The 26,993-nt window shown below is 44.9% G+C and carries 14 protein-coding genes and 1 pseudogene; 10 read left to right on the top strand and 5 right to left on the bottom strand.

Going from position 1 to position 26,993, the window contains the following annotated elements; genetic code table 11:
* Position 1: 1 nt before the first annotated feature.
* On the top strand, positions 2 to 844 hold the full coding sequence (locus QUB37_RS08170; RefSeq protein ID WP_333160790.1) for a YheC/YheD family protein: 843 nt from the start codon (positions 2 to 4) through the stop codon (positions 842 to 844).
* Between the two features lie 28 nt (positions 845 to 872).
* The gene (locus QUB37_RS08165; RefSeq protein ID WP_333160788.1) at positions 873 to 3,860 is read left to right on the top strand and encodes a tetratricopeptide repeat protein; all 2,988 of its coding nucleotides are present in this window, start codon (positions 873 to 875) and stop codon (positions 3,858 to 3,860) included.
* A gap of 108 nt (positions 3,861 to 3,968) precedes the next feature.
* Here QUB37_RS08165 and argS read toward each other — a convergent pair whose 3' ends face one another.
* Entirely contained in the window at positions 3,969 to 5,726 is a 1,758-nt protein-coding gene (gene argS, locus QUB37_RS08160; RefSeq protein ID WP_333160786.1) for an arginine--tRNA ligase, read from the bottom strand.
* A gap of 349 nt (positions 5,727 to 6,075) precedes the next feature.
* Here argS and QUB37_RS08155 point away from each other — a divergent pair, with 349 nt between their 5' ends.
* From QUB37_RS08155 to QUB37_RS08145, 3 genes are all read left to right on the top strand, one after another.
* Positions 6,076 to 6,471, top strand: coding sequence for a hypothetical protein (locus tag QUB37_RS08155; protein ID WP_333160784.1), 396 nt, complete (start codon positions 6,076 to 6,078; stop codon positions 6,469 to 6,471).
* 714 nt (positions 6,472 to 7,185) lie between these two features.
* Positions 7,186 to 8,577 (top strand): malic enzyme-like NAD(P)-binding protein, encoded by a 1,392-nt coding sequence (locus QUB37_RS08150; protein WP_333160782.1) that lies wholly within the window; start codon positions 7,186 to 7,188, stop codon positions 8,575 to 8,577.
* Between the two features lie 121 nt (positions 8,578 to 8,698).
* Positions 8,699 to 12,541, top strand: a complete 3,843-nt coding sequence (locus QUB37_RS08145) for a PAS domain S-box protein (protein WP_333160779.1) — start codon at positions 8,699 to 8,701, stop codon at positions 12,539 to 12,541.
* 23 nt (positions 12,542 to 12,564) lie between these two features.
* On the opposite strand, the gene QUB37_RS08140 is transcribed toward QUB37_RS08145, so the two are convergent.
* The 3 genes from QUB37_RS08140 to QUB37_RS08130 form a co-directional block, all read right to left on the bottom strand.
* The gene (locus QUB37_RS08140) at positions 12,565 to 13,059 is read right to left on the bottom strand and encodes a GNAT family N-acetyltransferase (protein WP_333160778.1); all 495 of its coding nucleotides are present in this window, start codon (positions 13,057 to 13,059) and stop codon (positions 12,565 to 12,567) included.
* 94 nt (positions 13,060 to 13,153) lie between these two features.
* A complete protein-coding gene (locus tag QUB37_RS08135) occupies positions 13,154 to 13,750 on the bottom strand; it encodes a tRNA isopentenyl-2-thiomethyl-A-37 hydroxylase MiaE (RefSeq protein ID WP_333160776.1) in 597 nt (198 codons plus the stop codon).
* A gap of 129 nt (positions 13,751 to 13,879) precedes the next feature.
* Positions 13,880 to 16,060, bottom strand: coding sequence for a tetratricopeptide repeat protein (locus tag QUB37_RS08130; RefSeq protein ID WP_333160774.1), 2,181 nt, complete (start codon positions 16,058 to 16,060; stop codon positions 13,880 to 13,882).
* Positions 16,061 to 16,159: 99 nt separating this feature from the next.
* Between QUB37_RS08130 and QUB37_RS08125 the strand changes: the two genes are divergently transcribed.
* Positions 16,160 to 16,828: a glycosyl hydrolase 108 family protein gene (locus QUB37_RS08125; protein ID WP_333160772.1), complete on the top strand. Its 669-nt coding sequence runs from the start codon at positions 16,160 to 16,162 to the stop codon at positions 16,826 to 16,828.
* A gap of 80 nt (positions 16,829 to 16,908) precedes the next feature.
* Here QUB37_RS08125 and QUB37_RS08120 read toward each other — a convergent pair whose 3' ends face one another.
* Positions 16,909 to 18,615: a S8 family serine peptidase gene (locus QUB37_RS08120; protein ID WP_333160770.1), complete on the bottom strand. Its 1,707-nt coding sequence runs from the start codon at positions 18,613 to 18,615 to the stop codon at positions 16,909 to 16,911.
* A gap of 606 nt (positions 18,616 to 19,221) precedes the next feature.
* Here QUB37_RS08120 and QUB37_RS08115 point away from each other — a divergent pair.
* From QUB37_RS08115 to QUB37_RS08100, 4 genes and pseudogenes are all read left to right on the top strand, one after another.
* A complete protein-coding gene (locus tag QUB37_RS08115; protein WP_333160768.1) occupies positions 19,222 to 20,352 on the top strand; it encodes a serine/threonine-protein kinase in 1,131 nt (376 codons plus the stop codon).
* A 708-nt stretch (positions 20,353 to 21,060) separates the two neighbouring features.
* On the top strand, positions 21,061 to 24,567 hold the full coding sequence (locus QUB37_RS08110) for a PAS domain S-box protein (RefSeq protein ID WP_333160766.1): 3,507 nt from the start codon (positions 21,061 to 21,063) through the stop codon (positions 24,565 to 24,567).
* Between the two features lie 211 nt (positions 24,568 to 24,778).
* Positions 24,779 to 26,050 carry an FAD-dependent hydroxylase gene (locus tag QUB37_RS08105; protein WP_333160764.1) on the top strand — a complete coding sequence of 424 codons (1,272 nt, stop codon included), beginning with the start codon at positions 24,779 to 24,781 and terminating at the stop codon, positions 26,048 to 26,050.
* 275 nt (positions 26,051 to 26,325) lie between these two features.
* Positions 26,326 to 26,993, top strand: a pseudogene (locus tag QUB37_RS08100) (CHAT domain-containing protein); the annotation flags it as partial.

Below are 26,993 nucleotides of genomic sequence, written 5' to 3'. Positions count from 1 at the left end.
TATGCTAACCAATATTGAAATCCTGCTGGCAGCTTGTGAGGAATTAAATATCCCTTACGAAATCCTGCACCATTCCCAAAACTTGATTAGACTCAAACAGGGCGGCGAAGAATATTATTTTGTCAATTACATGACGCCATTTAACAGCGCGTCAGTAGCAGAGATTTTTAAAGATAAAGAATATACCTATCAACTATTAAACGGCAAAATAAATACTCCCAGAACTCTCGGTTTTGTCTCGCCTCACTGCGAGGAGAAGTATAAAAAGTATTTGAGTTTCCCAGATATTGAATCAATTGTTTTAGAAGTAAACCAAAAATTCGCTTTCCCGGTGATTTTCAAAAGAAATCGCGGTGCTGGTGGCAACAATGTTTTTTTGTGTAAAACTACAGAGCAAATTAAAGAAGCCCTAGAAATTATATTTAACGTCAACAGCAAAGATTATGACCATGTGGCGCTAGCTCAAGAATATATCGAAATTGCCCACGAATATCGGGCTGTATTCTGTAAAGAAAAGCTAGTTTTGCTGTACGATAAGGACAAATCTCAGGCTAAATTTGCGGGCAATTTAAGCCCGCTGCACTGGGAAGGTGCAAAAGCCAAACATATAATTAATCCCAATCTCATGTCTGAGATTGAAGATTTTGTTAAACCTGTTTTTGCTGAAATTGCGATTAATTATGCTGGGATTGACATCGCGCTAGATACAAAAGGAGCATATTGGTTGATTGAAATTAACTCAAGCCCCAATTACGATATTTTTGTCAGAGATAACGATCGCCAAATTGTCGTAACAATGTTTAAAGGCATATTGGATACCTTAATTGTTAACAAAAAGCCGTAAATGCTCGATTTTCAAGAGGACATAAACTATGGACATTCAGCAGCTTAGACAACTCATCAGCCAGCCCGAAGGTTTGAAATTAGATTTCAAACGGGAACTGCACAAACTCAAACACTCCGATAAAGATTATGCCAAGCAACGTGATGAGTTCATCAGAGATATTCTCTCACTCACTAATGGCAATGTTAACACCGCTGAGCAAAAAGGCTATCTAATTATAGGGGTTGGGGATGAGTTAAGGCCTGATGGTACTAGAGATTTATTTGATGTTAGCACCCCGCTAATCCCCAAACAAATTCTGCAAAGGGTTAACCCTGCCTGTGAGCCTCCTATTCCAGATGTTCACTGTGAAACAGTCGAGATAGATGGCAAAAATATTTTCGTGGTTTCTATCCCGCCGAGTCCCCATTTACACCGGACGATCAGAGATTTAACAACACCGAGTAAAACCTATTCTGCTGGCACTGTTTTTATCAGGCGAAATGAGGAAATATTTCCGGCAACTCCAGAAGAGTGCGATGTCATTCTGAGGGACAAGGAGCGAGTCTTTGCCAAACCGAGGCGTGAGAAATACGATAATCTTACTCGCAGCAGTGTGGTGGAGTTTGTAGGGCGAGAACAGGATATTGAAAAGCTGGATGAGTTGTTCCAGCAACAGAAGAATCTTCCTGCTGTCGCGATTATTGGCATGGGCGGGGTTGGCAAAACGGCACTTGCCGATCGCTATGGGCAGCGACATTTAGAGGGGTTAGGTGACGCTGCAGGCGGTGTTTGTTGGATTGATGTCAGAAATGGAGATGTAGGGCTTCAAATTGTTAGTTTTGCGCGGAGTCTCTTAAACCTGAAGCCGCCAGAGGATTTTGATTTACCAAATCAGTTGAGGTACTGCTGGCAAAATTGGCCATCGGGAGATGTGCTGATTGCGTTCGATGATGTCACAGACTACAAGCAGGAGGTAAAGCCTTATCTGCCACCAAAATCATCTGGGTTTAAGGTGCTGATTACATCGCGGGAACAGTTGGGGCGAGGTTTGGCGTATTTGCGATTGGATGAACTGAAAGCAGAGGTGGCACTGAGACTGTTGGAAGTGCTGATTGAAGATGGCGATCGCTTTCAACAGGAATTAGATGTTGCCGAACAAATATGTGAGTGGCTTGGCTATTTGCCCTTGGGGTTGGAATTAGTGGGGTGTTATCTTTATAATCGCCGGGATTTGTCGTTGGAGGCAATGCTGTCTTTACTGGAGGAAAAGCGACTCAGACACATAGCTGTCCAAAAACCTGACCCGACAATGACTGCCCAATTGGGTGTAGCTGCTGCCTTTGAGTTGAGTTGGGAGCGATTATATGAAAACGCCCAAAAATTGGGCTGTATGCTGAGTTTATTTGCCTTAGCTGACATTCCTTGGTGGCTAGTGAAAGGAGCATACCATTATCTGCTCACCTCAGAAGATGAGGAAATTGATTTAGAACTTTTGGAAGAAGCTAGAGCAGATTTATTGAATTGCCATCTGCTAAAGTCTACGAGTGATACAGCCTGTCGTTTGCATCCCCTAATTCGAGAATTTTTGAGGGGGAAGCGAGAAGAGTCAATAGAAGTGAATGAACTTAAAGAAGCATTTGTAAACGCCACATGGGCAGTAGCGGATCAAATCCCTGACTCACCCACCTATCAGCGGATTCAAATAGCTGCCCCTGCTATTCCCCATGTGGCAGAGATAGCCAAAGACAAAGATTTAAGGGATTTACTGAATGACAAGTATTTAACAGTGCCTTTTGTAGGCTTGGGTCGATTTTATCAAGGTCAAGGATTATATGCTCAAGCATTACCTTGGTTTGAGCAATGTCTATCCGTAACTCGATCGCATTTTGGGTCAGAGCATTCCCAAGTGGCAACAAGCCTCAGCAATTTGGCTTGCGCCTACAAAGCTCTAGGTCGCTATAGCGAAGTTGAACCCCTATTAGTAGAAGCTTTGGAATTAGACAAACGCTTACTCGGAGAACAAAATGTTTGCGTATCAATCAGTTTAATCAATCTCGCTAGCCTGTACAACGTTCAAGGTCGTTATGATGAAGCTGAAACTATGTATTTGCAAGCATTAGAGCTAAGCAAATACTGGCGTGAAGAAGACAAAACCCTTCTAATAACCTGCTTGAACCATCTGGTAGCACTTTATTTTGAACGATATGAATACGCCAAAGCTGAATCTGTATTAATGCGAGCTATAAAGGAGAGCCAAGATTTTAGCAATGTTAACCACTTGCCTAATTTACTGAACTATCTAGCACGTATTTACAAGCATCAGCAACGCGACGCTGAAGCTGAAAAATTTTATAAGCTAGCCTTGGAAATAACAAAGCAGTTGGTGGGAGAAAATCACCCCGATATAGCAACACACCTGAATAATCTAGCGCTGTTCTACCTGGACAAAAGTCGTCCCAATGAAGCAGAATTATTATTTATCAAAGCTTTGGAACTGAGAAAAAAATTTTGTGGAGAAGAACATCTTGATGTGGCAACGGTTCAGCATCATTTAGCACATTTATATGATATTCAAGGTCGCTATAGTGAAGCAGAGCCTCTGCATTTACAAGCTTTAGAAATAAGAATTCGCTGGCTAGGAGAAGAGCATCCTGATGTGGCAACTAGCCTGAACGATTTAGCCTATTTATATGACTGTCAAGGTCACTACAGCCAAGCGGAACCTTTGTTTGTAAAAGCATTTAAAATCAGAGAAAGCTGTTTGGGAAAAGATCATATCCAGGTCAAAAACAGCCTAAATAATCTAGTTGTTTTTTATTTAAAACAGGAGCGCTATACTGAAGCAGAACCCCTAATGCTACGACTTTTTAAAATTCTTCAGCGAAAGTTAGGCTCGAAACATCCTGAAACTATTTATTGTCAGGAAAGCCTTGCAATGCTTCGCCAAAATCTCAACTATGCAGAGAGAGACTTGCCAAATTTTAAACATAAAGGAAAATATCGGAAAAAGCGAAATAATTTCTGGGAACTGTAAAATTTATAAATTACTGTTTGGGGCGGTGCGTCAGTGCCAATAGTCTGATCATCGAGATTCAAATATTGACTGCCTCACGCACACTAAAGCTTTTAAGGGGTTAAAAAACTACATTCTTTCCAATACTTTAATCCCCAACAACTCCAAACCCAATTTCAAAGTCCTCGCCGTCAAATCGCACAAAATCAACCGCGATGTCCGCAACGGTTCCTCAGCTTTCAAAACCGGACATTGCTCAAAAAATTGATTGAACTTTTGACTCAATTCAAACAAATACTGACAAATCCGATTCGGCAACAAATCGCCGCCCACAGCATTCACAACTTCACTCAACTGCAATAAATGTTTGGCTAAAACTAACTCTGCATCAGACTGCAAGATTACTTTCGCACCAGCATCTAAATTCTCGAAATCAATCTCACCTTTGCGGCGAATTCCCTGCACGCGCGCGTAAGCATACAGCATATAAGGAGCGGTATTTCCCTGCAATGCGAGCATTTTGTCGTAACTAAATACATAGTTGCTGGCGCGGTTTTGACTCAAATCTGCATACTTAACTGCACTCAAACCAACTACGTGACCTACGTTAGCTATAAACTCTTTAGTTTCCTGTCTTTCTTCTGTGACTAATCTGTCTTCCAAATCTTTGGTGGCGCGGACGATCGCTTCATCGAGCAAATCTCGCAATCGTACTGTATCCCCAGAACGAGTTTTGGCTCTTTTGCCGTCTTCTCCCAATACCAAACCGAAGGGGACGTGGACAATTTCGACATCATCAGGAATCCAACCGGCTTTTCTCGCTACTGCAAATACTTGGGCAAAATGGTTCGCTTGTCCCGAATCTGTAACATAAATTAAGCGCTTTGCATTGTCTTTTTGTATCCGGTAGCGCACTGCTGCTAAATCTGTTGTGGCGTAATTGTAGCCGCCGTCGGTTTTCTGCACGATTAGCGGCAGCGGTTCGCCTTCTTTATTGGTGAAACCATCTACAAAAACGCATTTTGCGCCGTCACTTTCTACTAGCAAACCTAGATTGGTTAAATCTTCCACTACGGCGGGCAATAATGGATTGTAAAACGATTCGCCGCGTTCGGTTAATTTGATATCGAGCAAATCGTATATTACTTGGAATTCACGGCGCGATTGATCGCACAGCAATTTCCAAGCGCGGCGGGTGTCTTCGGCGCCTGCTTGCAGTTTTACTACTTCTTGGCGGGCGGTTTCTTTGAAGGTTTCGTCTGTGTCAAAGCGCTGTTTTGCTTGGCGGTAAAATGCGACTAAATCTCCTAAGTCTAGGGCGTCAGCGGTTGTGAGGGCTTCGGGGTGAACTTCGCGCAAGTATGCGATCAGCATACCGAATTGGGTGCCCCAGTCGCCGATGTGGTTGATTCTGAGTACGTCGTGGCCTTGAAATTCGAGGGTGCGGGCGATCGCATCTCCGATGATTGTCGATCGCAAATGTCCGACGTGCATTTCTTTGGCTATATTCGGACTCGAAAAGTCGATCGCGATTGTCTGAGGCGTTTTGGCGAGTTCAATCCCCAAACGCGAGTCGCCGGCGATCTCACTAATTTGCGCTTCCAAATAAGCCGGTTTCAGCTTCAAATTGATAAAACCTGGCCCGGCGATTTCTGGGGTTTCGCAGATGTCGGTAATATCTAGGTTTTCGATGATTGTCGAGGCGATCGCCCGTGGCGGCTTTCCTAACTTTTTCCCCAAACTCATCGCGGCGTTGCACTGAAAGTCCCCAAAGTTGGGATTGCTGGCGGCGGCTAGCATCGGATCTGCACCTGCATAACTTTCGCCGAATGCAGCGGTGAATGCTTTTTCAAATTTTGCTTTTAACTGTTGGACGATCGAGTTCATCTTGAATATTTTGATTGGATGTTTATTTTAAACTCTAGATTAAGCACTTTGTGGCAATAATACTCTTACTACTTAGGTAATTTCCCTCTGGTTCTCTCCCTCTGGGCCTATCCCCCTCTCCTCACCTAGTAGGAAATTTTGTACTTAGCTTTGAGCTGCGGATGCGATCAAAATCATTAGCCGTGATAGCACAGAGTACATTTTATCACAGTTGCGATCGCTACACAAATTAAAAAATGTCACATCAAGTCCATGATCTCGATCGCTAGATCATTTAGTTAAATCGCTTACATTAAGGTATGTTAAAATTTTTTCAATGCACCCGAAAATCCTACGAAAGGAAGTAGTTATGTTATCTCAACCAATTTTTGGCGATCGCTCTCTGACAATCGCCTTTTATCAAGCAGTAATCGATCGCTTCTACAACGGTTTCAGTCTCTCCACCGAAGCACTATTACGAGACTGTACCCTCGGCTTCGCCCCCTGTCCCGATGGAGTCAAAACCTTTTTCATTATCGCGCCGAGTCTCGATGCAGCAGAGCAACTAATGAAAAAAATGGACAGTATTTTGGAGCGAGTTGCCGAACTCATGGCTGGAGTCGGACAAGTTGCCCTGTGCATAGTTCCCCCCGGCAGCGAAGCAGAGCAACCGGTAGATCTGCAAGACTTAGAAAAAGTTCCCCCAGATTGTCTGGCTTGCAAATTCTTTACAATTATATGGGCCGATGCTGCGGCAGATCGGTAAAATTGACAGTTAGCAACCAGCAACTCAACACGGTTCGGCCCAAGCTGTGCTCGTGGTGGCGCGGGGTAGATTGTCTGTTAGTTACAGTCCCTGGAATTATCGGGCAAAGCGTGTAGGTAATTCGATCGTTTGCAAGGTTGCACTCGCAATCCTTGGCAAGTGTTAAACAAGCAGACAAAATATATATCAAAGGCCCGCTTGTCAGTCGCTCAGATTTTTACCTGCCGGCTCAAACAGCCGTGCATCTACTTTTTACATTCCCAATAAAGGCCACCAAAAAGCCGCATCAACTCTCCTGGGTGTCTAGCTTCAAAAGACAGCAGTAGGAATTCGGCGGTATCGCTGGAAAATAGATTTTTGCGAAATATCTGGTGATGTTCAGAATAAGCAGAAATATTCTCAAAAATAGATAAGAGTTCCGCAGCTTTACCTCAGAAACCCGGTTTCTACCCCCGCGCTTCATACTCGCGGTTCCCTGGGAAATTGACAGAAAATAGACTGTTTGTAGGAGAGTCACCACCTAGAAACAAAGCAAAGCTTTACTGAAAAAAAGAGCTGTTTTCCAGCGCCACCCCTGGCAGTACAGAGCGATCGTACCACAAGCTCATAGAATTTGTTAAAAATTTCAGTTGAAAATTTGAATTATTAAATTTTATGCCTAACATTGGCGATAAAATCTAAGATTGAAATTCTCAAATCTGAAATCAAGGCATCATGGTAAAACTGACACCAAATCCCAGCTTTAGTTTAACAATTCGGGTTGCTCTGCCGAACCAGCCGGGAATGCTGGCAAGAGTCACCAGTGCGATCGCATCTGTCGGTGGCAACTTCGGCCAAATCGACTTGATCGAGCAAACCCGCGCCACTACCGTTCGCGATATCAACGTCGATGCCTCCAGCATCGAGCACAATGAAGAAATAGTGCAAGCAGTGAAAGGACTGCCAGATATCAGAGTGATCGACGTGTACGATCGCACTTTCAACTTGCACCGCGGCGGAAAAATCAGCGTAGTTAGCAAAATTTCCCTCAAACGCCAGTCAGATTTGGCCATGGCATACACTCCCGGAGTCGGCCGCATCTGCACTGCGATCGCCAATGACCCGCAACAAGTTTATAACCTCACAATCAAACAAAATACTGTTGCCATTGTTACCGACGGTAGCGCAGTTTTGGGACTGGGAAACCTCGGCCCTGCCGCCGCACTGCCAGTCATGGAAGGCAAAGCCATGCTATTTAAAGAATTTGCAGGTATTGACGCCTTTCCTATCTGTTTGAATACCCAAGATACCGAGGAAATTATTCGCACAGTGCAGAATATCGCCCCGGTTTTTGGCGGCGTTAATCTCGAAGATATTTCTTCTCCCCGCTGCTTTGAAATCGAAGCAAGATTGCGGGAAACCTTAGATATTCCCATTTTTCACGACGACCAGCACGGCACTGCGATTGTCAGTTTGGCAGCATTAATTAATGCCTTGAAACTCGTCAAAAAAACCATCGCAGAAGTGTGTATCGTGATTAACGGAGCCGGTGCGGCCGGAGTTGCGATCGCCCGCTTGCTGCGTAAAGCAGGTGCGGAAAACATCATCATGTGCGACTCGAAAGGCGTTCTCTCCCAAGACCGCACGGATATGAACCCAGAAAAACTAGAATTTGCTGTGCCTTCGAGCGGTACTTTGGAAGATGCGATCGCCGGTGCCGATGTATTTTTAGGCGTCAGCGCCCCCGGCGTTCTCACCCGGTCAATGGTGCGTTCGATGGCCGAAAATCCCATTGTTTTTGCAATGGCAAATCCCATTCCTGAAATTCAGCCAGAATTAATTATGGAAGATGCGGCGATCATAGCAACCGGACGCAGCGATTACCCAAATCAAATTAACAATGTTTTGGCATTTCCGGGGATATTTCGAGGCGCTTTGGACTGCAAAGCAACCACGATTACGCCCAGTATGTATTTGGAAGCAGCTTATGCGATCGCCTCTTTAGTCAGTCCTTCTCAGCTTGACAAAGAACACATTATACCGTCTGTTTTTGACGAAAGAGTTGCCATTGCAGTCGCCGGTGCAGTGCAGTTGGCTGCCCGATCCGAAGGTATTGCCCGCGATTAATAGAAGGAAGAAGGAAGTCTTCCTTCTTCCTTCTTCTCTCTTCCTTAATCAAGGATAAAACTCACAGCAATAAACAAGATAATAAAGATATAATTAAATAAACCAAGTCCAGCTAGGTCAGATGCAAAGCCAGTTAGGAAAAGCCAAGCGCGATCGCTCCCGTTGTCAATTGTTAGAACTGTCCCCTATCGGGCTGGCATTGTGCCGGACGGACGGGACTTTTCTCGACGTAAATCCAGCTTTTGCAAGTATTATCGGCCGCACAGTTGCAGAAACTCTTCACCTCAATTACTGGGAAATTCAGCAAACGCAGTGCGCGCCCCCAGAAAAATATTTAGAATGTCAAGTAAAAAATAGCCATACGCACCTGTGCGAAGCAGCATACAAACATAAAAATAACCATCTCGTACCCGTGCGAGTTTCCGAGCGGGCAATTGAAACAGGGGGAGAGTGCGCGATTTGGCTGAGCGCTGAAGAAATCTTTAATAATCGGGATCAAAATAGCGCTCCCCTGGAATCTGCGCTTTTGCAGGGCAATTCACATATGGAAAAATTGCTGACAAAGCAGACGGAGGAACTGGAAAAAACTCAGCAACTACTCGAAGAAAAAATCTCCGAACTGGAAAAAACTCAAGAAAAATTACGTCTCCAAAGTCAAATTATCGACCAAGTGCACGAGGCGGTAATTTCTACAGATATGGACGGCTCGATCACCATTTGGAATCAAGCCTGTCAAAAGTTATACGGCTATGAAAAAACTGAGGCTATCGGACAGCACATTTCTCTAATTTACCCGCCCGAACAGCACGAATTTTTGTTAGAGCAAGTCATCAAGCCGCTACAAGAAAAAGGCGAGCATGAAATAGAAGTTATAACAAGCAGTAAATCTGGAGAAAAAATTTCCTCGCACCTGATGCTTTCGCTATTGAAAGACAAAACGGGAGAAGTTGTGGGGATGGTTGGCTCTTTAACAGATCTCAGCATTTGCAAAGCTTTAGAACAAGAATTAGTACAGAGACAATCACTATTTGATGCTTTTTTGAAGGAGGCGCCGGCGGGACTTTGCATTTTGGACTCGCAATTGCGCTACCTGCAAATCAATCAATTTCTAGCAGAAATAAACTGCCTGAGTCCTGAAGAACACATAGGCAATACTGTACGGGAAATATTGCCGAATATCGCTCCGATTGTAGAGCCTTTGTACGAACAAATTTTGAGGACGAAACAACCCTTAATTAATATCGAGATGAGTGGTGACAATCCCAGAAAGCCTGGGTTTGTCCGACACCTGACAGGCTCTTATTTTCCCTTGCTAGACAAAGATGGCGAGGCGATCGGCATCGGTGCAGTTGTAGTTGACATTAGCGATCGCAAACAAGCAGAAGCTGCGCTGCAAAAAAGCGAACAGCTTTACCGCACTATGGCAAGCAACTTTCCTAACGGTGCGGTGATGTTGTTCGATCGAGAAATGCGCTACACCCTGGTAGAAGGTACAGAATTAGCAGCAGTCGGGCTTTCCAAAGAGTTGATGGAAGGCAAGACAATCTGGGAAGTATTCGAGCCAGATGTTTGCGCTGATATCGAGCCAACTTATCGGGCGGCACTGGCAGGAAAAACAGTTGTTACAGAATTTTTTTACAGCGATCGCGTTTACCTCGGTTATGCTTTGCCAGTCAGAAACGAACGGCAAGAAATTATCGGCGGATTGCTAATGACTCAAAACATTACGGCTCGCCAATTAGCAGAAGAAGCGCTAATGGAAAGCGAGGACAAATACAGGTGCATTGTCGAGACTGCAGATGAAGGAATTTGGATGATAGATACGGAGGGTAAAACTACTTTTGTCAACCAAAAAATGGCTAATATGCTCGGCTGCACTTCAGAGGAAATGATCGGACAGCCGCTATTTGCTTTCATGGATGCAGAAGGTATCGCGATCGCACAAATCAGCCTCGAACGTCGCCGTGAAGGAATTCGCGAACAGCTCGATTTTAAGTTCCGTCGCCGAGACGGCAGCGACTTGTGGGCGATGGTTTCTACTAATTCCTTGGCAGACAAAGAAGGAGGCTATGTGGGCGCTTTGGCAATGGTTGCCGACATTACCGATCGCAAGAAAACAGAAGCCGCCTTGCAGCAGTCGGAAGCTAAATTTCGATCGCTCTACGAATTAACCAGTTTGCCTGTTTTTATGTTAGGTGACAATGCCATCACCCATGCCAACACAGCCACTCTAAAACTATTCGGCTGCACTGCAGCGCCACAGTTGTACGGCCAAAACCCTGGCAAACTCTCGCCTCCTTTTCAACCCAACGGCAGAGATTCTTTGAGCATGGTTAACGAAATGATAGCCATCGCCTTTGAGCGGGGAAACCACCGTTTTGGTTGGGTTCACCAGCGCTTAGACGGTACAGATTTTCCTGCAGAAGTCGTGCTGACAATCATCGAGGTGGGAAATGAAAAAATTATCCAAGCAGTGATCCAAGATTTAACAGATCGCAAACTTGCAGAAGAATCTTTAGTGCGATCGGAACAAGCGCTCAGGCAGCAAGCTCAGCGAGAACAACTGCTAAATCAAATTGCCAACCAAATCCGCAATTCTTTAGATTTAGACACAATTTTAGAAACCGCAGTTCAAGAAATTCGCAATTTGATGCACCTAGATTGGTGCCTCTTCATTTGGTATCGCCCCAACAGCAATCCTCCGGTTTGGGAAATAGTTTGCGAAGCGAAGAATGCTGATTTGCCGAGTTTACTCGGTACTTATTCTGTAGACGACCAATGTAGTGTCCCCAGGCGGCAGATTTTGCGGCGAGAAATTCTGCGAATTGATGATGTCAGCACTTGTGAAGATGCAGAAGCGCGCGAAAATTTCCAGGCATTAAAAATTAACTCAGTGCTGTCGCTGCCAGTTCAAACTGCTTCCGGCGATATGGGGGTGATTACCTGCTATCAGGCTATGTCCGTGCGAAATTGGAGCGAATCGGAAGTCGAACTGATGCAAGCGGTGGTCGCTCAAATTGCGATCGCGATCGACCACGCCGAACTTTACACCCAAACCCGCAAAGCGGCCCGACTAGCTCAAGCTCAAACTCAACAGCTAGAAGAAACTTTGCGCGAACTCCAACGCACCCAAACTCAATTAATTCAAAGTGAAAAAATGTCTAGTTTGGGCCAGTTAGTAGCAGGTGTCGCCCACGAAATTAACAACCCGGTTAATTTTATCTATGGCAATCTCAGCTACACCAGCGAGTACACTCAAAACTTGCTGAAAATGCTGCAACTTTACCAGAAAGAATACCCGCAGCCTAGCGCAAGAATTGTAGATGCAAGGGAAGATTTGGAAATTGATTATCTTGTTGAAGATTTACCGAAAATTTTAGCATCTATGAAAGTCGGAGCCGATCGCATCCGCGACATAGTTTTGAGCCTGCGAACTTTTTCAAGACTTGACGAAGCCGAAAAGAAACAAGTTGACATTCACGAAGGCATTGAAAGCACACTGCTGATTTTGCAAAACCGCCTGAAACATAAAGCCGATCACCCGACAATTAATGTGATTAAAGAATACGGTAATTTGCCTTTAGTTGAATGTTATCCCGGTCAGTTAAATCAAGTATTTATGAATTTATTGAGCAATGCGCTAGACGCATTGGAAATGGAGATGAAGAAATCCGATCGCACCGCCAAAAATCTCGCAATTACGATTCGCACCCAAGTAACCGACAATAACAGCGTTGCCATATCGATAGCTGACAGTGGCCCTGGGATGAGCGAAGATGTGCAAAGGCGCTTGTTTGACCCGTTTTTCACTACTAAACCCATTGGCAAAGGAACTGGCTTAGGATTGGCGATTTCGCACTCTATTATAGTAGAAAAACACGGCGGCAAGCTTTCTTGCAATTCTGTAGTGGGAGAAGGTTCCGAATTTGCGATCGAGATTCCTCTGCGACAAAAAGTAAATTAAACTTAGCGTGTAATTTTGAGTAATTATAGTTTTTTTGTATCTATATATTTTACGTAAACCCGATCGCACCTTGGCGTCTCCACACCAGTTGTCGGTAGATATCCGCTATTTTCGTACATTTTTACAGCTTCTTTGAGAATGCTAGCAGTTTCAATCCAGATTTCCTCAAAGCCACGAGCGATAATTTTACTTTCCAATTCTTGCAGTAAAAATTTCCCCAAACCTTGTCCCCTTGCTGCTGGCAAAATATACATTTTGCGAATTTCCACAGCATTATTTCCGCGCTCAATCGGATAGTAAGCCGCCGTACCGACTATTTTATCCTGCCGTTCAACTACCCAAAATTCGCCACCTTGATTATGATAATGTAGTTCTACATCATAAACATCTCGATCTGCCCCGTGAGGTTCGCATTTTAAACCGTACTCTGCTAAAACATCCCTAATTAAATAGAACGCCTCAGCGCGATCGCGGGTTTCCCAGGAACGAATTAAAAAATCCAGATGTTTGGTTTTCATTGGTTATTGCAACGTATATTTATTTTTTGACTTGAGAAACTGTAAAATGAGTTATTTTTTGTATTTTACAATAATCTTTAAATGCACCTCAATTTTAACTGTGAATTCTCGGTTCGGGATGAATAATTGCCAGCAACTCGCTTTCTACTAATGATAATTCCTCCAACCTCTGCATCACAATATCCCGATCGAAATAAGTTGTTGCCAAAATCCAATATACACCGTAATGGCGCGCTTCCGAAGCCATCAAACTGCGATAAAACTTAGCTAATTCCGCGTCGGGACAGCGATCGCCCAGCAGCCCCAACCGTTCGTGACTGCGCGCTTCTATCAAACCAGAAACCAACAAAGAATCCAAAAGTCTCTCCGGTTCCTGCTTGCGAATTTGGGCGGACAAACCAGCACCATAGGGAGGTGCAGCCAAAGGGCCTAAAGCAATGCCGCGCTTTTCTAGCCGCTGGTTGACTTGCTCGAAATGCTCTAATTCTTCGCGGGCGATCGCCGTTAGCATCCTCACCAATTTTTCCCGGGCTGGGTAGCGAAACATTAAATTTAACGCTACTCCCGCCGCTTTCCGCTCGCAATGAGAATGGTCTAATAAGATTGTATCCAAATGGGCGATCGCCTGTTCTATCCAAGCTTCCGAAGTCGGCTGTTTTAAAAACTTAATAGTTGGAAGTGTTGAAGTCATTAGTCAGTAGTCAGTAGTCAGTAGTCATTAGTCATTAGTCAGCACTCATTAGTCATTAGTCATTAGTCAGCAGTCATTAGTCATTAGTCATTAGTCATTAGTCATTAGTCAGCAGTCACTAGCCAGCATTTATCCTATCTTACATAATTTTTCCAAGACCGCATACATATCACCAGCAAACTTTTTCGGATTCCACAGCGGCGACAAATTGGCTGGATCTTTAGATTTCACCAACTGTGATTTAATTGCATTTCTCAATTCACGTTCTTTACCAAATTTTACACCCACTTCCACATATTCCGACCAAGACAAAGCCACGCCTGTTTCAATTCCAAAAGTCTGCAAAAACGAATAACCCATTCTAGACAAAAATTGCTCTCCTGTGCGAGTCACCACCGGCAAATTAAACCACAAAGCCTCTAAAGTGTGAGTCCCTCCGTTGTAAGGATAAGAATCTAACAACACATCGGCCAGCAAATAGATAATTCTGTGTTCTTCCTCAGTAGCAAACCTCGGCAAAAACTTAATTCGGTGCTTGCTCACTTTCTCAGCTTCGCAAGCTTGGTGATATGCAGCCTCAAACACTGCAGCATCGCCTAAAGCTTTGTGAATCAAAATACTGTTAGGCACTTGTTTGAGAATCGAAATTTGTGCTTTTACCAACTCGCTATTGAATTTTCTGCCGGGAGCGACGCACAGGTAAACAATCTGATCCAAGCCGATCCGATGCGACCTTCTCAATGCAACCGGATCGACTCCATATCTCTGAAAACCGGACACCGCTACAAAGGAATCCGGCATCCTAATTAGCTGCTCGTCATAATATTTTTCCCTGTCTGCTGGGTGCGAGTGCCAGTCTGTAAGAAAGTAATTTTCTGGGGATATGTAAGGCGCATCAAATCCGAGCCAAGAAACACAAACTGGTGCGGGTTTTTGGTAGAGAATGTCAGCGTTAACGGGTACGCTGAGAGAATCTAAATCAACTAAAATGTCCAATTCATCTTGCTGAATTTGGTCTATAATTTCGGCAGAATTGGCAAGTCCGTTGGGGTAGGTTGTCGGAAAAGTCAGTTTGCCCAAACTTTCAAATTGCTGAGTGCGATCGTCAGGAATAATTCTTTCTGAAGCGTACAAATACACATTCGGTGTGATGTCGGACAATTCGCGAATGATGTCAGCGCTGCACCAACCTACAGAATGGCGACTGAAGTGATTGGACAAAAAGCCGATTTTTAACTTGCTGGATGGGGCAGTTGGTTTGAAATTGTAATTTGCGGGTTGAGAAAAATTAGGTTTAATACATTGGTCGATATACTTTTGGGCAATTAATCTGTAAAGTTTTGAGTTGGCCGCCAAGTCATCTCGCAAATAGGGTGTGCTGAATAACAAGTTTGCATAAAGCGATTTAATTTCCACCGGGCTAGCGGTTTCTAAGTTGTGCTGCAAGTATGACTCTAGCTCTAAAAATTGATCGATCGCAATTTGATTTAATCCCGACACTTGATAGGTGCTGATGAAGTAAATCGCGGTCATAATTGGATCTGTTTCGGCACACATTTGGCTGTATTGGTGCACGGCTTGCCGCGCGGCAGCTAAATCGCTAGTATCTCTGAGGATGCCGCACAAATGTTGGTGGGCAGAAATAAAATCCGGTTTAATTTCTAGGGCTTTTTGAAGGTTGGGTATTGCGTCTTTAAATTGACCCTGGTAGCGCAAAACTAGGCCAATTTGACAGTATGCTTCGGCTAAATCGGGTTTGAATGCGATCGCCTGCTTCCATGCAGCCACCGCCTCATCTAACTTCCCTTGCTGCGCTAATTGATCTCCTAAATTTAAGTGAAAATCTACCTGAGCAAGGTGGGGATTGAGTTCGAGAGCTTTTTGCTCGTATGCTACCGCTGCATCCTGCTGCCCCTGCTGCTTCAGTGCCCCTGCCAAATTCCAGTAAGCAGCAGCCAAATTCGGTTTAAGTTCGATCGCCTTTTCGTAATTGACAACCGCCTCCACCAAATGCCCTTGTTTGTAGAGCATACTGCCCAAATTAGCATAAGCCTCAGCAAAATCGGGATTCAGAGCGATCGCCTCGGAATAAAACCGCATCGCTTCCTCAATTTGGCCGCTTGCTTGCTGCACATTGCCCATTGTCACGTAAGCCGCCGCCCAATCCGGTTGCAATTCCAGAGCTCGGCGACAAGCAGCGACGGCTGCTGCTAAATTGCCTTGAGAGTAATATGTTTCTGCAACAACTGTCAGCGATGCAGCATCTTCAAATTGGGGTGTTTCGGATTGGTTGCGAAAATCGGAATTCATTTGGCGGCCTATCTGTGCTATCAAGTTAAAGGTTGAATCTATATTATTTTGCAGAGTAGCAGTTTTAGCGGAACTACGGGCGATCGTCACAGAGAATTTATGAGCGACAAGCAAGCGACACAGCGCCAACATAACATCAAGTGGAAACCAAACCTCCTGCTGGGGATACTCTTGTTAACCTTAGCAATCCCCTTACCCTTTGCCCAAAAGACTTTCGCACAGCAGCAGCAGACAGCCAGCTTTACGCAAAAATTATTTCAAACTGCTCTTTATTTCACCCTATATTTTGAGGGTGGATTCAGCAATCACCCAGCCGATAAGGGCGGCAGAACTTATCGGGGCGTCTTGCAAACGGAATACAACGCCTACCGCTACAGTCGTGGGCTTCCGCCCCTCGACGTGACGCAGATGTCGGAAGCAGAGCTCCTAGAAATTTATAAATATTACTGGGATTCGAGCCTCTCGGGCACGATGCAGCCGGCTTTGGCGATCGTCATGTTTGACACCGCCGTTAATTTCGGTATTAATAACTCTATTACCTTTCTCCAGCAAGCATTAGGATTGCCCCAAACGGGAGTTTTTGATGCCCGCACCAAGCAAGCGCTAAAAGGAGCAAATAACAGAAATACCGCGCTGCAAATGATTAATGAACGAATTATTTACCGCTACAAACGGGTGCAAGAAGATCCGACTCAGATGGCTTTTTTCCGGGGTTGGCTGAGTCGCGATTACAGTTTGTGGGGGTACGTGAGCAAGATTAAGAATTAAGCAGGGCGGATTCATTTTTCCCAAGTTGTAGTAGTGCCACGACAGGGGTTTAAACCCCTGTCTCATTTACCCGATGGATGCTATACAGTCACCCCATTCCGATTAGCTGTTGTCGTCAAAATGTATTCTACTTGAGCCGGAGTTAAAGTCGGATTAGCATTCAAAACTAAAGCCGCTACACCCGCTACGTGTGGCGTTGCAAAAGACGTGCCAGTTAGGGTGTCATAGGCGCTATAGGGAGTTGTAGAATAGATTTCTACTCCAGGAGCAACTACGTACTCCAAAGGTGTGGAACCCGCACGGTTCGAGGTGTCAGCCATCCTGCCGTTTATATCAATACTGCCCACGGCAATTCCCCTGCGATCGGCATTACGAGCAGGATAATCAGGCTGGCTAAAACCCGAATTTCCCGCTGCTATCACCACAACAGAGCCTTTGTTATTTGCATACTCAATTGCGTCATTCACCAGGTTGGAAGGGTAAAACTCATTTCCAATACTGACGTTAATTACATTTGCTCCATTATCAGTAGCATACCGGATTCCAGCAGCAAGATTACTCCACTCGGCGTAGCCAAAGGTGTCTAACACTCTGACAGGCATAATCTTAGCATTGGGCGCAACTCCTGTGATACCAAAATCATTTCGTTCCGCCGCGATCGCACCTGCTATGTGAGTCCCGTGACCATTGAGATCCAGATCCATTGGGTAGTTGTCGTTATACAGAAAATCCCAACCCCGAATATCATCAATAAATCCGTTGCGATCGTCATCGATGCCATTTGCCGCAATTTCATCAGCGTTCTGCCAAATATTATTATCCAAGTCGGGATGGTTGTAGTCAACACCAGTATCGATGACAGCTACAACCATCCCATTTCCTGTAATGTTCTGATCCCACACTTCAGGCGCATTTATCGCGTCTCGCCCCCAATTATTCTCGCCCAAATTAGGAACATCAGGGAAGAGAGTTGAGCGGTTCAGGGTGCGGGTAACTGCTGCATTTGCATTCACTAAACCGTAGCCGTAATTGCGATTAAAAGCACCGTTAGGTGTAGGAATATCAGGCAATACAGGCACAGGTGTTGCAGAAATAGTCAGGTTGTAATTGGTAAAGTTGCCTGAGTAGCTAGAGACTTGGACATAGTATGTCCCTGGAGCCAGATTGGATAAATTAATCACATCCGGGGTGGTGCCACTCTCTTGAGAGTAGCCAATTAATTCACCATCATCCACTACACCGTTGCTGTTTATATCTTGAATTAGGTCTACGTCAGCATCCGCCGTCAAACCGTCGAGACGCAGGCTAAAATTGCTATTAGTGTTGATATCGAATCGGTAGAAATCATCGGGATCGCCTGTCCCCACGAACTCAGTTAAGCTGATGCTACCGTTCTGAATGCCAACAACATTACGAGCTGTCAAAAGAGAGTTATCTGAATCGGAGAAATTCAACTGAGAGGAATATCTCGTTCCCGTTAGCGGATCTTCTATGTTTGCGATCGCTGACTGTGACTGCGGTTTGATTTGAGCATCGCTCACAGAGTGACTGAAGGCAGCCCTGGCATCAGCTCCAATAAAATCCGCAGTTTGTGTCTGTGGGTCGGTGCTGAATGCTGTGAGCTTAGTCAAGCTAGATTCAGCACTATAACTAGAAACATTGGATGGAGCGATCGCTCCGTTGAGCAAGTCGTTGTTAACTGAAAATGCTGATGTGGCGAGAGCATTTGGCTGTTGACTGAAAAAAAGGCGATCGGTATTGGTAGGATTCGTGTTGATGCCTGACATAAGTTAAAAAGTTTGTAAATTTCCAGAAAGGTGACGTTGTTTGTAGTAAGGAGTTTAGTCCTTAATCTCCATTGAAGAAGACTCTGCGCCCTCACTACACACCTATGAAAAATGATGAAAATTCCTGAACGGATATACTGCGGCTTGGAAATTGAGCCGGCGTTAGATATTCCACAAACCCTAAGATAGTGTTGGAATTCCTGGCGTTGCATTGGCGATCGACCAAGTAACGCTTTCAGATGTATTTTCCCCAATTAAGCGGGGCGGTTATAAATGCTATATTTTTAAAAGCATCATAGATCTACTCCCTGATTGAAACTTTGATTTTTCAGAATAACCCAAACTTTTTATAAAGTCAATTCATAAAATTTATAACTTAAAGTCATAAAAGTCATATTTGTAAAAATATATTTCGAGAACGAGACAAGATATTAAAGTTAAGTTAAATCATATATAACACAAATATAGGGGTGTTTTGTTGCCAGATTGCAACGCAATGGGTACTGGATAATTGGTGAGTGGAAAGCTATACATCATCCCTGGCAATTGGCTATTTTAGCAAAAAAGATGTGCAGAGCGTCTACAAGTAACTTAACACATGAAGCTATGACACTAGAAGAAGCCATTAATTTCTTAGAGAATTTCGTATACCAACAAACAGGAGAACACCTGAGTCGGTTGCAACAGTCTATAATTCGAGGCGTTTTAGGGGGTTTGACGTACAAAGAAATTCAGCAAAACGATCCGATCGCCCGCGGGTACACAGTGTGCTACCTGGGGCGCTATGTCGGCTACAACTTGTGGAAAGACCTCACCAAGGTACTGAAGCAAGCAGAAATTATTGGACAAGAAGAAAGAGTAGTCGGAGCAAATCTTTGGGACTGCATCATGAGATCTGTACAAAAAGGCGCACAACCAGCTAATTCTGTCGATCCCATGTTGCAAAAGCTGCTGCGGATGCGTTACCGAATCAGAGAACATTTGGTCAGCACTGAGTACAGCGATACCTATCTGGCTGAAGATGAAAATTTGCCCGATCGACCTTTATGTCTCGTCAAGCGCCTGAAAAGCCAGTCTGAGAGAAGCAGCCACCTATTCGATCGAGAAACGCGGGTTTTATATCGATTGGGTCAACACGATCGGATACCAGAATTGTTAGCTCGCTTTGAAGAAGATGGATATTTTTATTTAGTCTATCAATTCATCGAAGGGCAACCGCTGTATCAAGAAATAATCGAAGGTCAACCCTGGGAAGAACATCAGGTTATCGCTTTGTTGAAAGATATCTTGGAAGTGCTTGTTTTTGTTCACAAACAAGATGTAATTCACCGCGACGTTCACCCTCAAAACTTAATCCGGCGGACATCAGATGGCAAGATTGTATTAATTGACTTTGGCGCAGTTAAAGAAATCAACACCTCGCACAATAGCACTGGCCAAACGATCTCGCGCGGCGGTACTCAGCAAGATTATATTCCTCCCGAACAAGCCATCGGCTCACCGAAATTTTGCAGCGACATCTATGCTGTCGGGATTATCGGGATTCAAGCCTTGACAGGGATGCGGCCGAAACAACTCAGAGTTGATAATTTAGGGAATCTCATCTGGCAGAAAAATGCAACTGTCACCCCGGAGTTGGCTCGCGTTTTAGACCAAATGGTGCTGTACGCTTTCCCCCAGCGTTACCCCTCAGCAACCGAAGCTTTGGAAGCACTTCAAAACTTGGGAGTTAGTTGACAGTTGACTGTTGACAGTTGACTGTTGACTGTTGACTGTTGACTGTTGTCAGTTGACTGTTGACTGTTGTCAGTTGACTGTTGACTGTTGACTGTTGTCATTAGTTGATGAACAAAACCGAACACGATTGTATGCGACCGTCTGTAGGGACACGGCAATGCCGTGTCCTTACCGGGTTCTGCTACTTTTAATAATTGGTATAAGATTGAGGATTGTAGTAATAGTTTTTTAGTAAAAAAATAAGCAATTTAGTGTATATTGTCAAGTCTTTTAAAGAACTGTTTAGCGTAACTTTTTTGCCGATCGCATTTCCCACACCCGCAGCACCCGGTTTACAATGCGAGTGATCTTGTTGCAGAGTGATTCATCCGCTACCATTATCCCTCGATGTACTGAGTAAAAACACTCGGTCTTGCCGATGAATCGGGCGCCAATTTCCGAGATCCAAGGGACAAGGAACAAGGAACAAGGAATTTCTTTTTTAAATTTACATACAAAAAATTATTCAATTCTGCCGAATGCCTTCTACATAAGAGCATTCAACGTTTATTTGACTATCTATCTAAAGTTAGATAAAATAATTTGTATTTTATGATTAGCAGCTTTGAGAAAATTTTAAGCAGCTTTGTATAGCGGGCAACAATATCACTAGAGTGTTTATTGTTACCTTAAATACGTAGAAATCAAATAATTAGAGGGATCGAGAAATTGGAAGTTTTTGAACGAGCACAACAACTGCAAACGCCCTCAACCCGAATGGCTGCTGTCCAGTCTTTTTCCAAAAAAGCGAGTATTGCAGTAATGGCGATCGGCTGTACAGTCATTTTGGGTTGGATCTTCGATCTGCAACTCTTAAAAAGCATTCTGCCCGGACTTGTGACGATGAAAGCCAATACTGCGGTCTGCTTTATTTTGGGCGGCTTTTCTCTATTCATCCAACAGATCCGGCGCACCAAATTCACAGCAAGAAAGTATCAAAAAAATCATAAATATTTAATTTGGGGATGTTCATTTTTAATTATATTAATTAGCCTATTAACCCTAGTTCAATATAGCTTTAATTTAGACTTAGGCATCGACCAACTGCTATTTAAAGAAAGTTACACATTGACAATCACCGGAACACCAGGACGCATGGCGCCGAATACTGCGGGCGCTTTTTTATTGCTGGGAACAGCGCTGCTGCTGCTGTCAGAACGTCGGCCTAAATACCTGCGGATTCAAATCTTAAGCTGTTCAGCATTTTTAATTGCATTTACGGGTTTGATAGGCTATTTCTACGACAAAGCTTTATTTTACAGAATTGGCGATAATACAGGCATGGCATTGCACACTTCCGCAGGATTTATGTTGCTGAGCTTCGGCATTTTATTTGCCAGTCCAGAACGAGGATTGATCGCAGTAATGACGAGCGATCGCGCGGGCGGCATCATGGCGAGGCGCTTGTTGCCACGGGCAATCATTATCCCGCCTTTAGTCGGTTATTTCATCCTATTGGGAGAGCGGTTACAAGCCTACACGCCGGAGGTAGGGATATCGCTGTTAAGCGTATTGAACGTGATTATTTTTACAGTTCTGATTTGGCAGAATGCAAAAAATCTCTGCACCGCAGACCGGAAGCGCTATCGAGCGGAACTGGCACTGAGGAAAGCTAAATCAGACTTAGAAACTCAAGTTGAGAAACGGACTCTCCAACTGCAAATCACCAACGAGCAATTGCAACAGCAAATTTTCGACTCTCAAACAACAAAGCAGGCGCTTCAAAAAAACTACAACCTGTTAATGGCAGTCATCAACAGTACGCCTGCAGCCCTATTTGTCAAGGATATTCAGGGCAGTTACCTAATGCTAAATGCTGCGGGAGCCAGTATAATTGGCAAGTCTGTAGACGACATTATCGGCAGAGATGACAGCGAGTTATTTCCGCCGGAAATTGCGGGCAATATTAGGAAAACCGATCGCCCAATTATGGCAGCGGGAACAACGGAAGCGATCGAAGAAGACCTGCCAGTTAAAGGAAATTTGAGGACATTTCTTTCTACAAAAAGTGCTTACCGGGACGGACTAGGAAATATTAGCGGTATAGTTACCATCGCGCGGGATATTACTGAAAGCAAAAAAGCCGAAATCGCCAACAGAAGTTTGGCAGCAATTCTGGAAGCCACCCCCGATTTTGTAGGTACTTACAACCTCGAAGGACGCGCCATTTACATTAACAAAGCCGGCAGAAAAATGCTGGGTATAGACGAAAACGAAGATATATCCAAGCGACAAGTTGCAGAATTCACGCCAGCGTCAGCCCGCAGCACTTTGAATCAAGCGATCGCCACCGCTGTTTCCGAGGGCTTTTGGAGTGGAGAAACAACCTTCGTGTCAGGATCGGGACTCGAAATTCCCGTCAGCCAAGTCCTCATCTCCCACTCCGCACCTGACGACAAACTCACATACATTTCGACGATCGCCCGCGACATGAGCGATCGCAAACAAGCTGAACAGGCGCTGCAACTGTCTCAAGCTCGTTTCGCCGGGATTGTAGAAATTGCCGACGACGCGATTATTTCCGTGGATGCTGACCAAAAAATTATCCTGTTCAACCAAGGTGCAGAACGGATTTTCGGGTGGACGGCTGCTGAGACGATCGGGGAATCCCTGAGCCTGCTGTTGCCCGAAGCTTTTGCCGCCCCTCACAGTCACCTCGTCAGCAATTTCGGGGGCGGCGTTAAACAAGCCCGAAAAATGGGCAACCGCAAAGAAATTTTCGCCCGCCGCCGAGATGGTACGGAATTTCCCGCCGAAGCTTCTATTTCCAAACTCGAAGTTGCAGGCGAAATCATATTCACAGCAATTTTGCGCGACGTGACAGCCAGCCGACAAGCCGAAGAATTTGTGCGTGTGAGCGAGGAAAGATACCGATCGCTGGCAAGGGCCACCGCGCAACTGGTATGGATGACAGACGCCCAGGGAAAGCCGATCGCGCCGATCGACTGGATGGCATATACAGGTCAAAGTTTGGAGGAAGCTACAGATAATTGGGTTTCGGCAATTCACCCAGACGATCGCCCGATCACGGCGCAAGCTTGGATGCGGGCAGTAGAAGCCAAAAGTCTCTACGAAGTCGAGCACCGTTTGCGGGCTGCAGACGGTAGCTACAGACACTTCTGGGTGCGCGGAGTTCCTGTTTTGGCAGCAGACGGCAGCATTCGCGAATGGGTGGGAACTCACACCGATATTAGCGATCGAGTACAAGTTTTGGAAGCACTCAAGCAGTCAGAGGGACAGTATCGATCGCAAGCAGCCGAGCTCGAAAAAGCTGTCCGCGAGTTGCACCAAGCACAAACTCAACTAATCCAAACCGAAAAAATCTCTTCTCTCGGGCAGCTAGTCGCTGGCGTCGCCCACGAAATTAACAATCCCATTAACTTCATCTACGGCAACATTACCCACGCCAAGGAATACGCCACAGACTTGCTTGGTTTGCTCCATCTTTACCAGGAAAAATACCCAAATCCCGTCCCGGAAATTTTAGAAGCAGCCGAAGATATTGAAGTTGATTACTTAATGGAAGACTTTACGAAGATTTTGGAATCAATGAAAGTAGGAGCCGATCGCATCCGCGACTTAGTTGTATCCTTACGCAACTTTTCCAGACTGGATGAATCGCAGATGAAGCGAGTAGACATTCACGAAGGAATCGAAAGCACTTTGCTAATTTTGCAGCACCGGATCAAAGCTAATGTACTTCGTCCTGCTATTGAGATTATCAAAGAATACGGCAATTTTCCAAAAGTCGAGTGCTATGTAGGTCAGCTCAATCAAGTATTTATGAATCTTTTAGGAAATGCGATCGACGCCCTCGAAGAGTACAACAGCACTCATTCTTCAAAAGAAATATATTCTCAGCCCAACAGAATTCGGATTAGCACCAGTGCGAGCTCAGAAACAGTAACAATTCGGATTGCCGACAACGGGATGGGAATCAATCAAGAATTTATTGGCAAGTTGTTCGACCCATTTTTTACTACTAAACCCGTCGGCAAAGGCACCGGCTTGGGACTGTCTATCAGCTATCAGATTATAGTTGAAAAGCACCGAGGCAAATTGCAGTGTATTTCCACGCCTGGGGAAGGTGCAGAGTTTGTCATCGAGATTCCCATTCGCCAGGAAGTATCAGCGCTGGCTACCGAAAACACAAAGGAAATGGTCATGAGTCATTAGACTGTTGACTGTTGACTGTTGACTGTTGACTGTTGGCAGTTGGCAGTTAATAGTGGGCAGTTGATCGTTGATGGTTGTCATTAATCATAAATTTCTCAACGTCTCCCCGTCTCCCCATCTCCCGTCTCCTCTTCTCGATCGCCCTAAATTGAAATAATTCTTTACAATAAAAAAGTAACAATCCAATTAACTTTGACAAAATCCCTTGAAAATGCCTGTAAACCAACTTTCTCCAACCACAGCCTCCACGGAAACACCGACACTCGACTTTGACATAGCCATCGTCGGAGGGGGCATAGTCGGGGCCACCTTAGCCAGCGCCTTAAAAGATTCCGGCTTAAAAATCGCAATAATTGAAACCCAACTCCCCGCCGCCGCAGCAGCCAAAAAACAAGCCTATGCAATCACCCTGCTATCAGGAATGATCTTAGAAGGTATCGGCGTGTGGCAGCAAATCTTGCCGCAAATCACCACCTTCGAGCAAATTAGCCTCTGCGATGGCGACTATCCCGGCGTCGTCGAATTCCACCGCCCGGATTTAGGAAATACTGGCAAATTGCCCGTACCAAAAACAGCTTTAGGTTACGTTGGCGAGCACCGAGTCATGCTGTCAGCTTTGCACGAATGTTTGGCAAAAAACCCGAATTTTAGTTGGGTTTGTCCGGCGGAAGTAGTCGAGGTAAAATATTTAACTCATTGCGCTGAAATAGAAGTCAAACAAAACGGCGAAACTCGCACAATTCGCACCAAATTATTAATTGCGGCCGACGGTTCGCGATCGCGCATCCGCACCGAAGCCAACATCAGCACTCGCGGCTGGAAATACTGGCAATCCTGCGTTGCTATCACTATTAAAGCAGAAAAACCGCACAATGATATCGCTTTTGAGCGCTTTTGGCCGAGCGGCCCGATGGGAGTCTTACCATTACCTGGCAACCGCTGTCAAGTAGTTTGGACAGCACCCCACGCGGAAGCAAAAGCTTTGCAAGAAATGGATGAAAGAGAGTTTTTGACTTTGTTGGAACAGCGCACGGGCGGGCTTTTGGGGCGTTTGGAATTGGAGAGCGATCGCTTTTTGTTTCCGGTGCAGTTAATGCAGAGCGATCGCTACGTTTTGCCCAGATTAGCACTAATTGGCGACGCGGCCCACTGCTGCCATCCCGTGGGCGGCCAGGGATTAAATATGGGCATTCGAGACGCTGGGGCGATCGCCCAAATCTTGCAGCAAGCGCACCAAAAAGGCGAAGACATCGGCGATTTGCGAGTATTGCAACGGTATCACAACTGGCGGAAAAAAGAGAATTTAATCGTGTTAGGATTTACAGATTTTCTAGACAGATTATTTTCCAATACTTGGCTGCCAATTATAGCATTTCGCCGCTTCGGATTGTGGTGTTTGCGGACAATTCCCCCAGTGAGATTTTTAGCCTTGCGCTTGATGACTGGTTTGATGGGGCGGCCGCCAGAATTAGCGCAAAATTAGAAGAAACCGGGTTTTTTACCATTTATCCTGTACGGGCGGGTTTTACTCACAATAATTGCCGAAAACCAACAAACTCATAAACCCGCCCCTATCGACTAAATTCATCTGCGTCCATCAGCGTATATCCGCCGACATCTGCGGTTCACAATCTTTAGAAACCGGGTTTTTTCCCATCTCTTCGCCTGTAATCAAATATTCTCGAAAAAATCCGGTTTCTGGCCACCCATCGACGAATCATGGTAAATAAACATCCGTGTTACTGACAACTCCCCACAATGGAAGAAACCCGCGCCCAAGCTTATCTGCAATTGATTGAGACACTCCTGACTTGCCCCAACGGTGAGGAACGGCAGATTTTACAGGCTAACTTAGAATTGGTAGATTCGGGGTTTCTGCAAGTTTGCGAGGTAGTAGCAGAAAACCTGGCAGAGGAAGGACAGGAAAATCACGCTAATTTTTTACGGAATTTGGCCAGTCAGCTAGGGCAATTCTTGGGGATGAATGATGAGGGAGATAGGGATAACTCTGAAGGTGAAAATCCCCAAGAGTATGCAAAGTTTATCGGAGAATTATTGCAAGCAGAAGAAGATAGAAACAGCGATATTCAAGTAATTTACCCGATGCTGGCCGAGCGGCAACATCTCCTCAATGCCCGTTTTGCCGAGACTTTACAGCAAAGAGCCCAGAATTTAATAGCTGGCGAAAATCCCGAAACAATTGAGTTCATTGTCGCCCTCATTGAAAATTTGAGTATTCATATTTATCAATTTCCCCTTGGCAGTAGATTGAATAATCTTGAAATTGCCATTACTGGTTATCAAATAGTTTTAAATAATCGGGAACCGGGCAGCGAAAAATATGCTCAAACTCAAAATAACCTAGCTAATGCGTACAGTGACAGAATCAACGGTTCGCGGGCTGATAATCTCGAAAGGGCGATCGA

Source organism: Microcoleus sp. AT3-A2 (assembly GCF_036705685.1).
GTDB lineage: Bacteria > Cyanobacteriota > Cyanobacteriia > Cyanobacteriales > Microcoleaceae > Microcoleus.
Note: the sequence above shows the minus strand (reverse complement) of the source record. Positions and strands in the feature narration are given on the sequence as shown.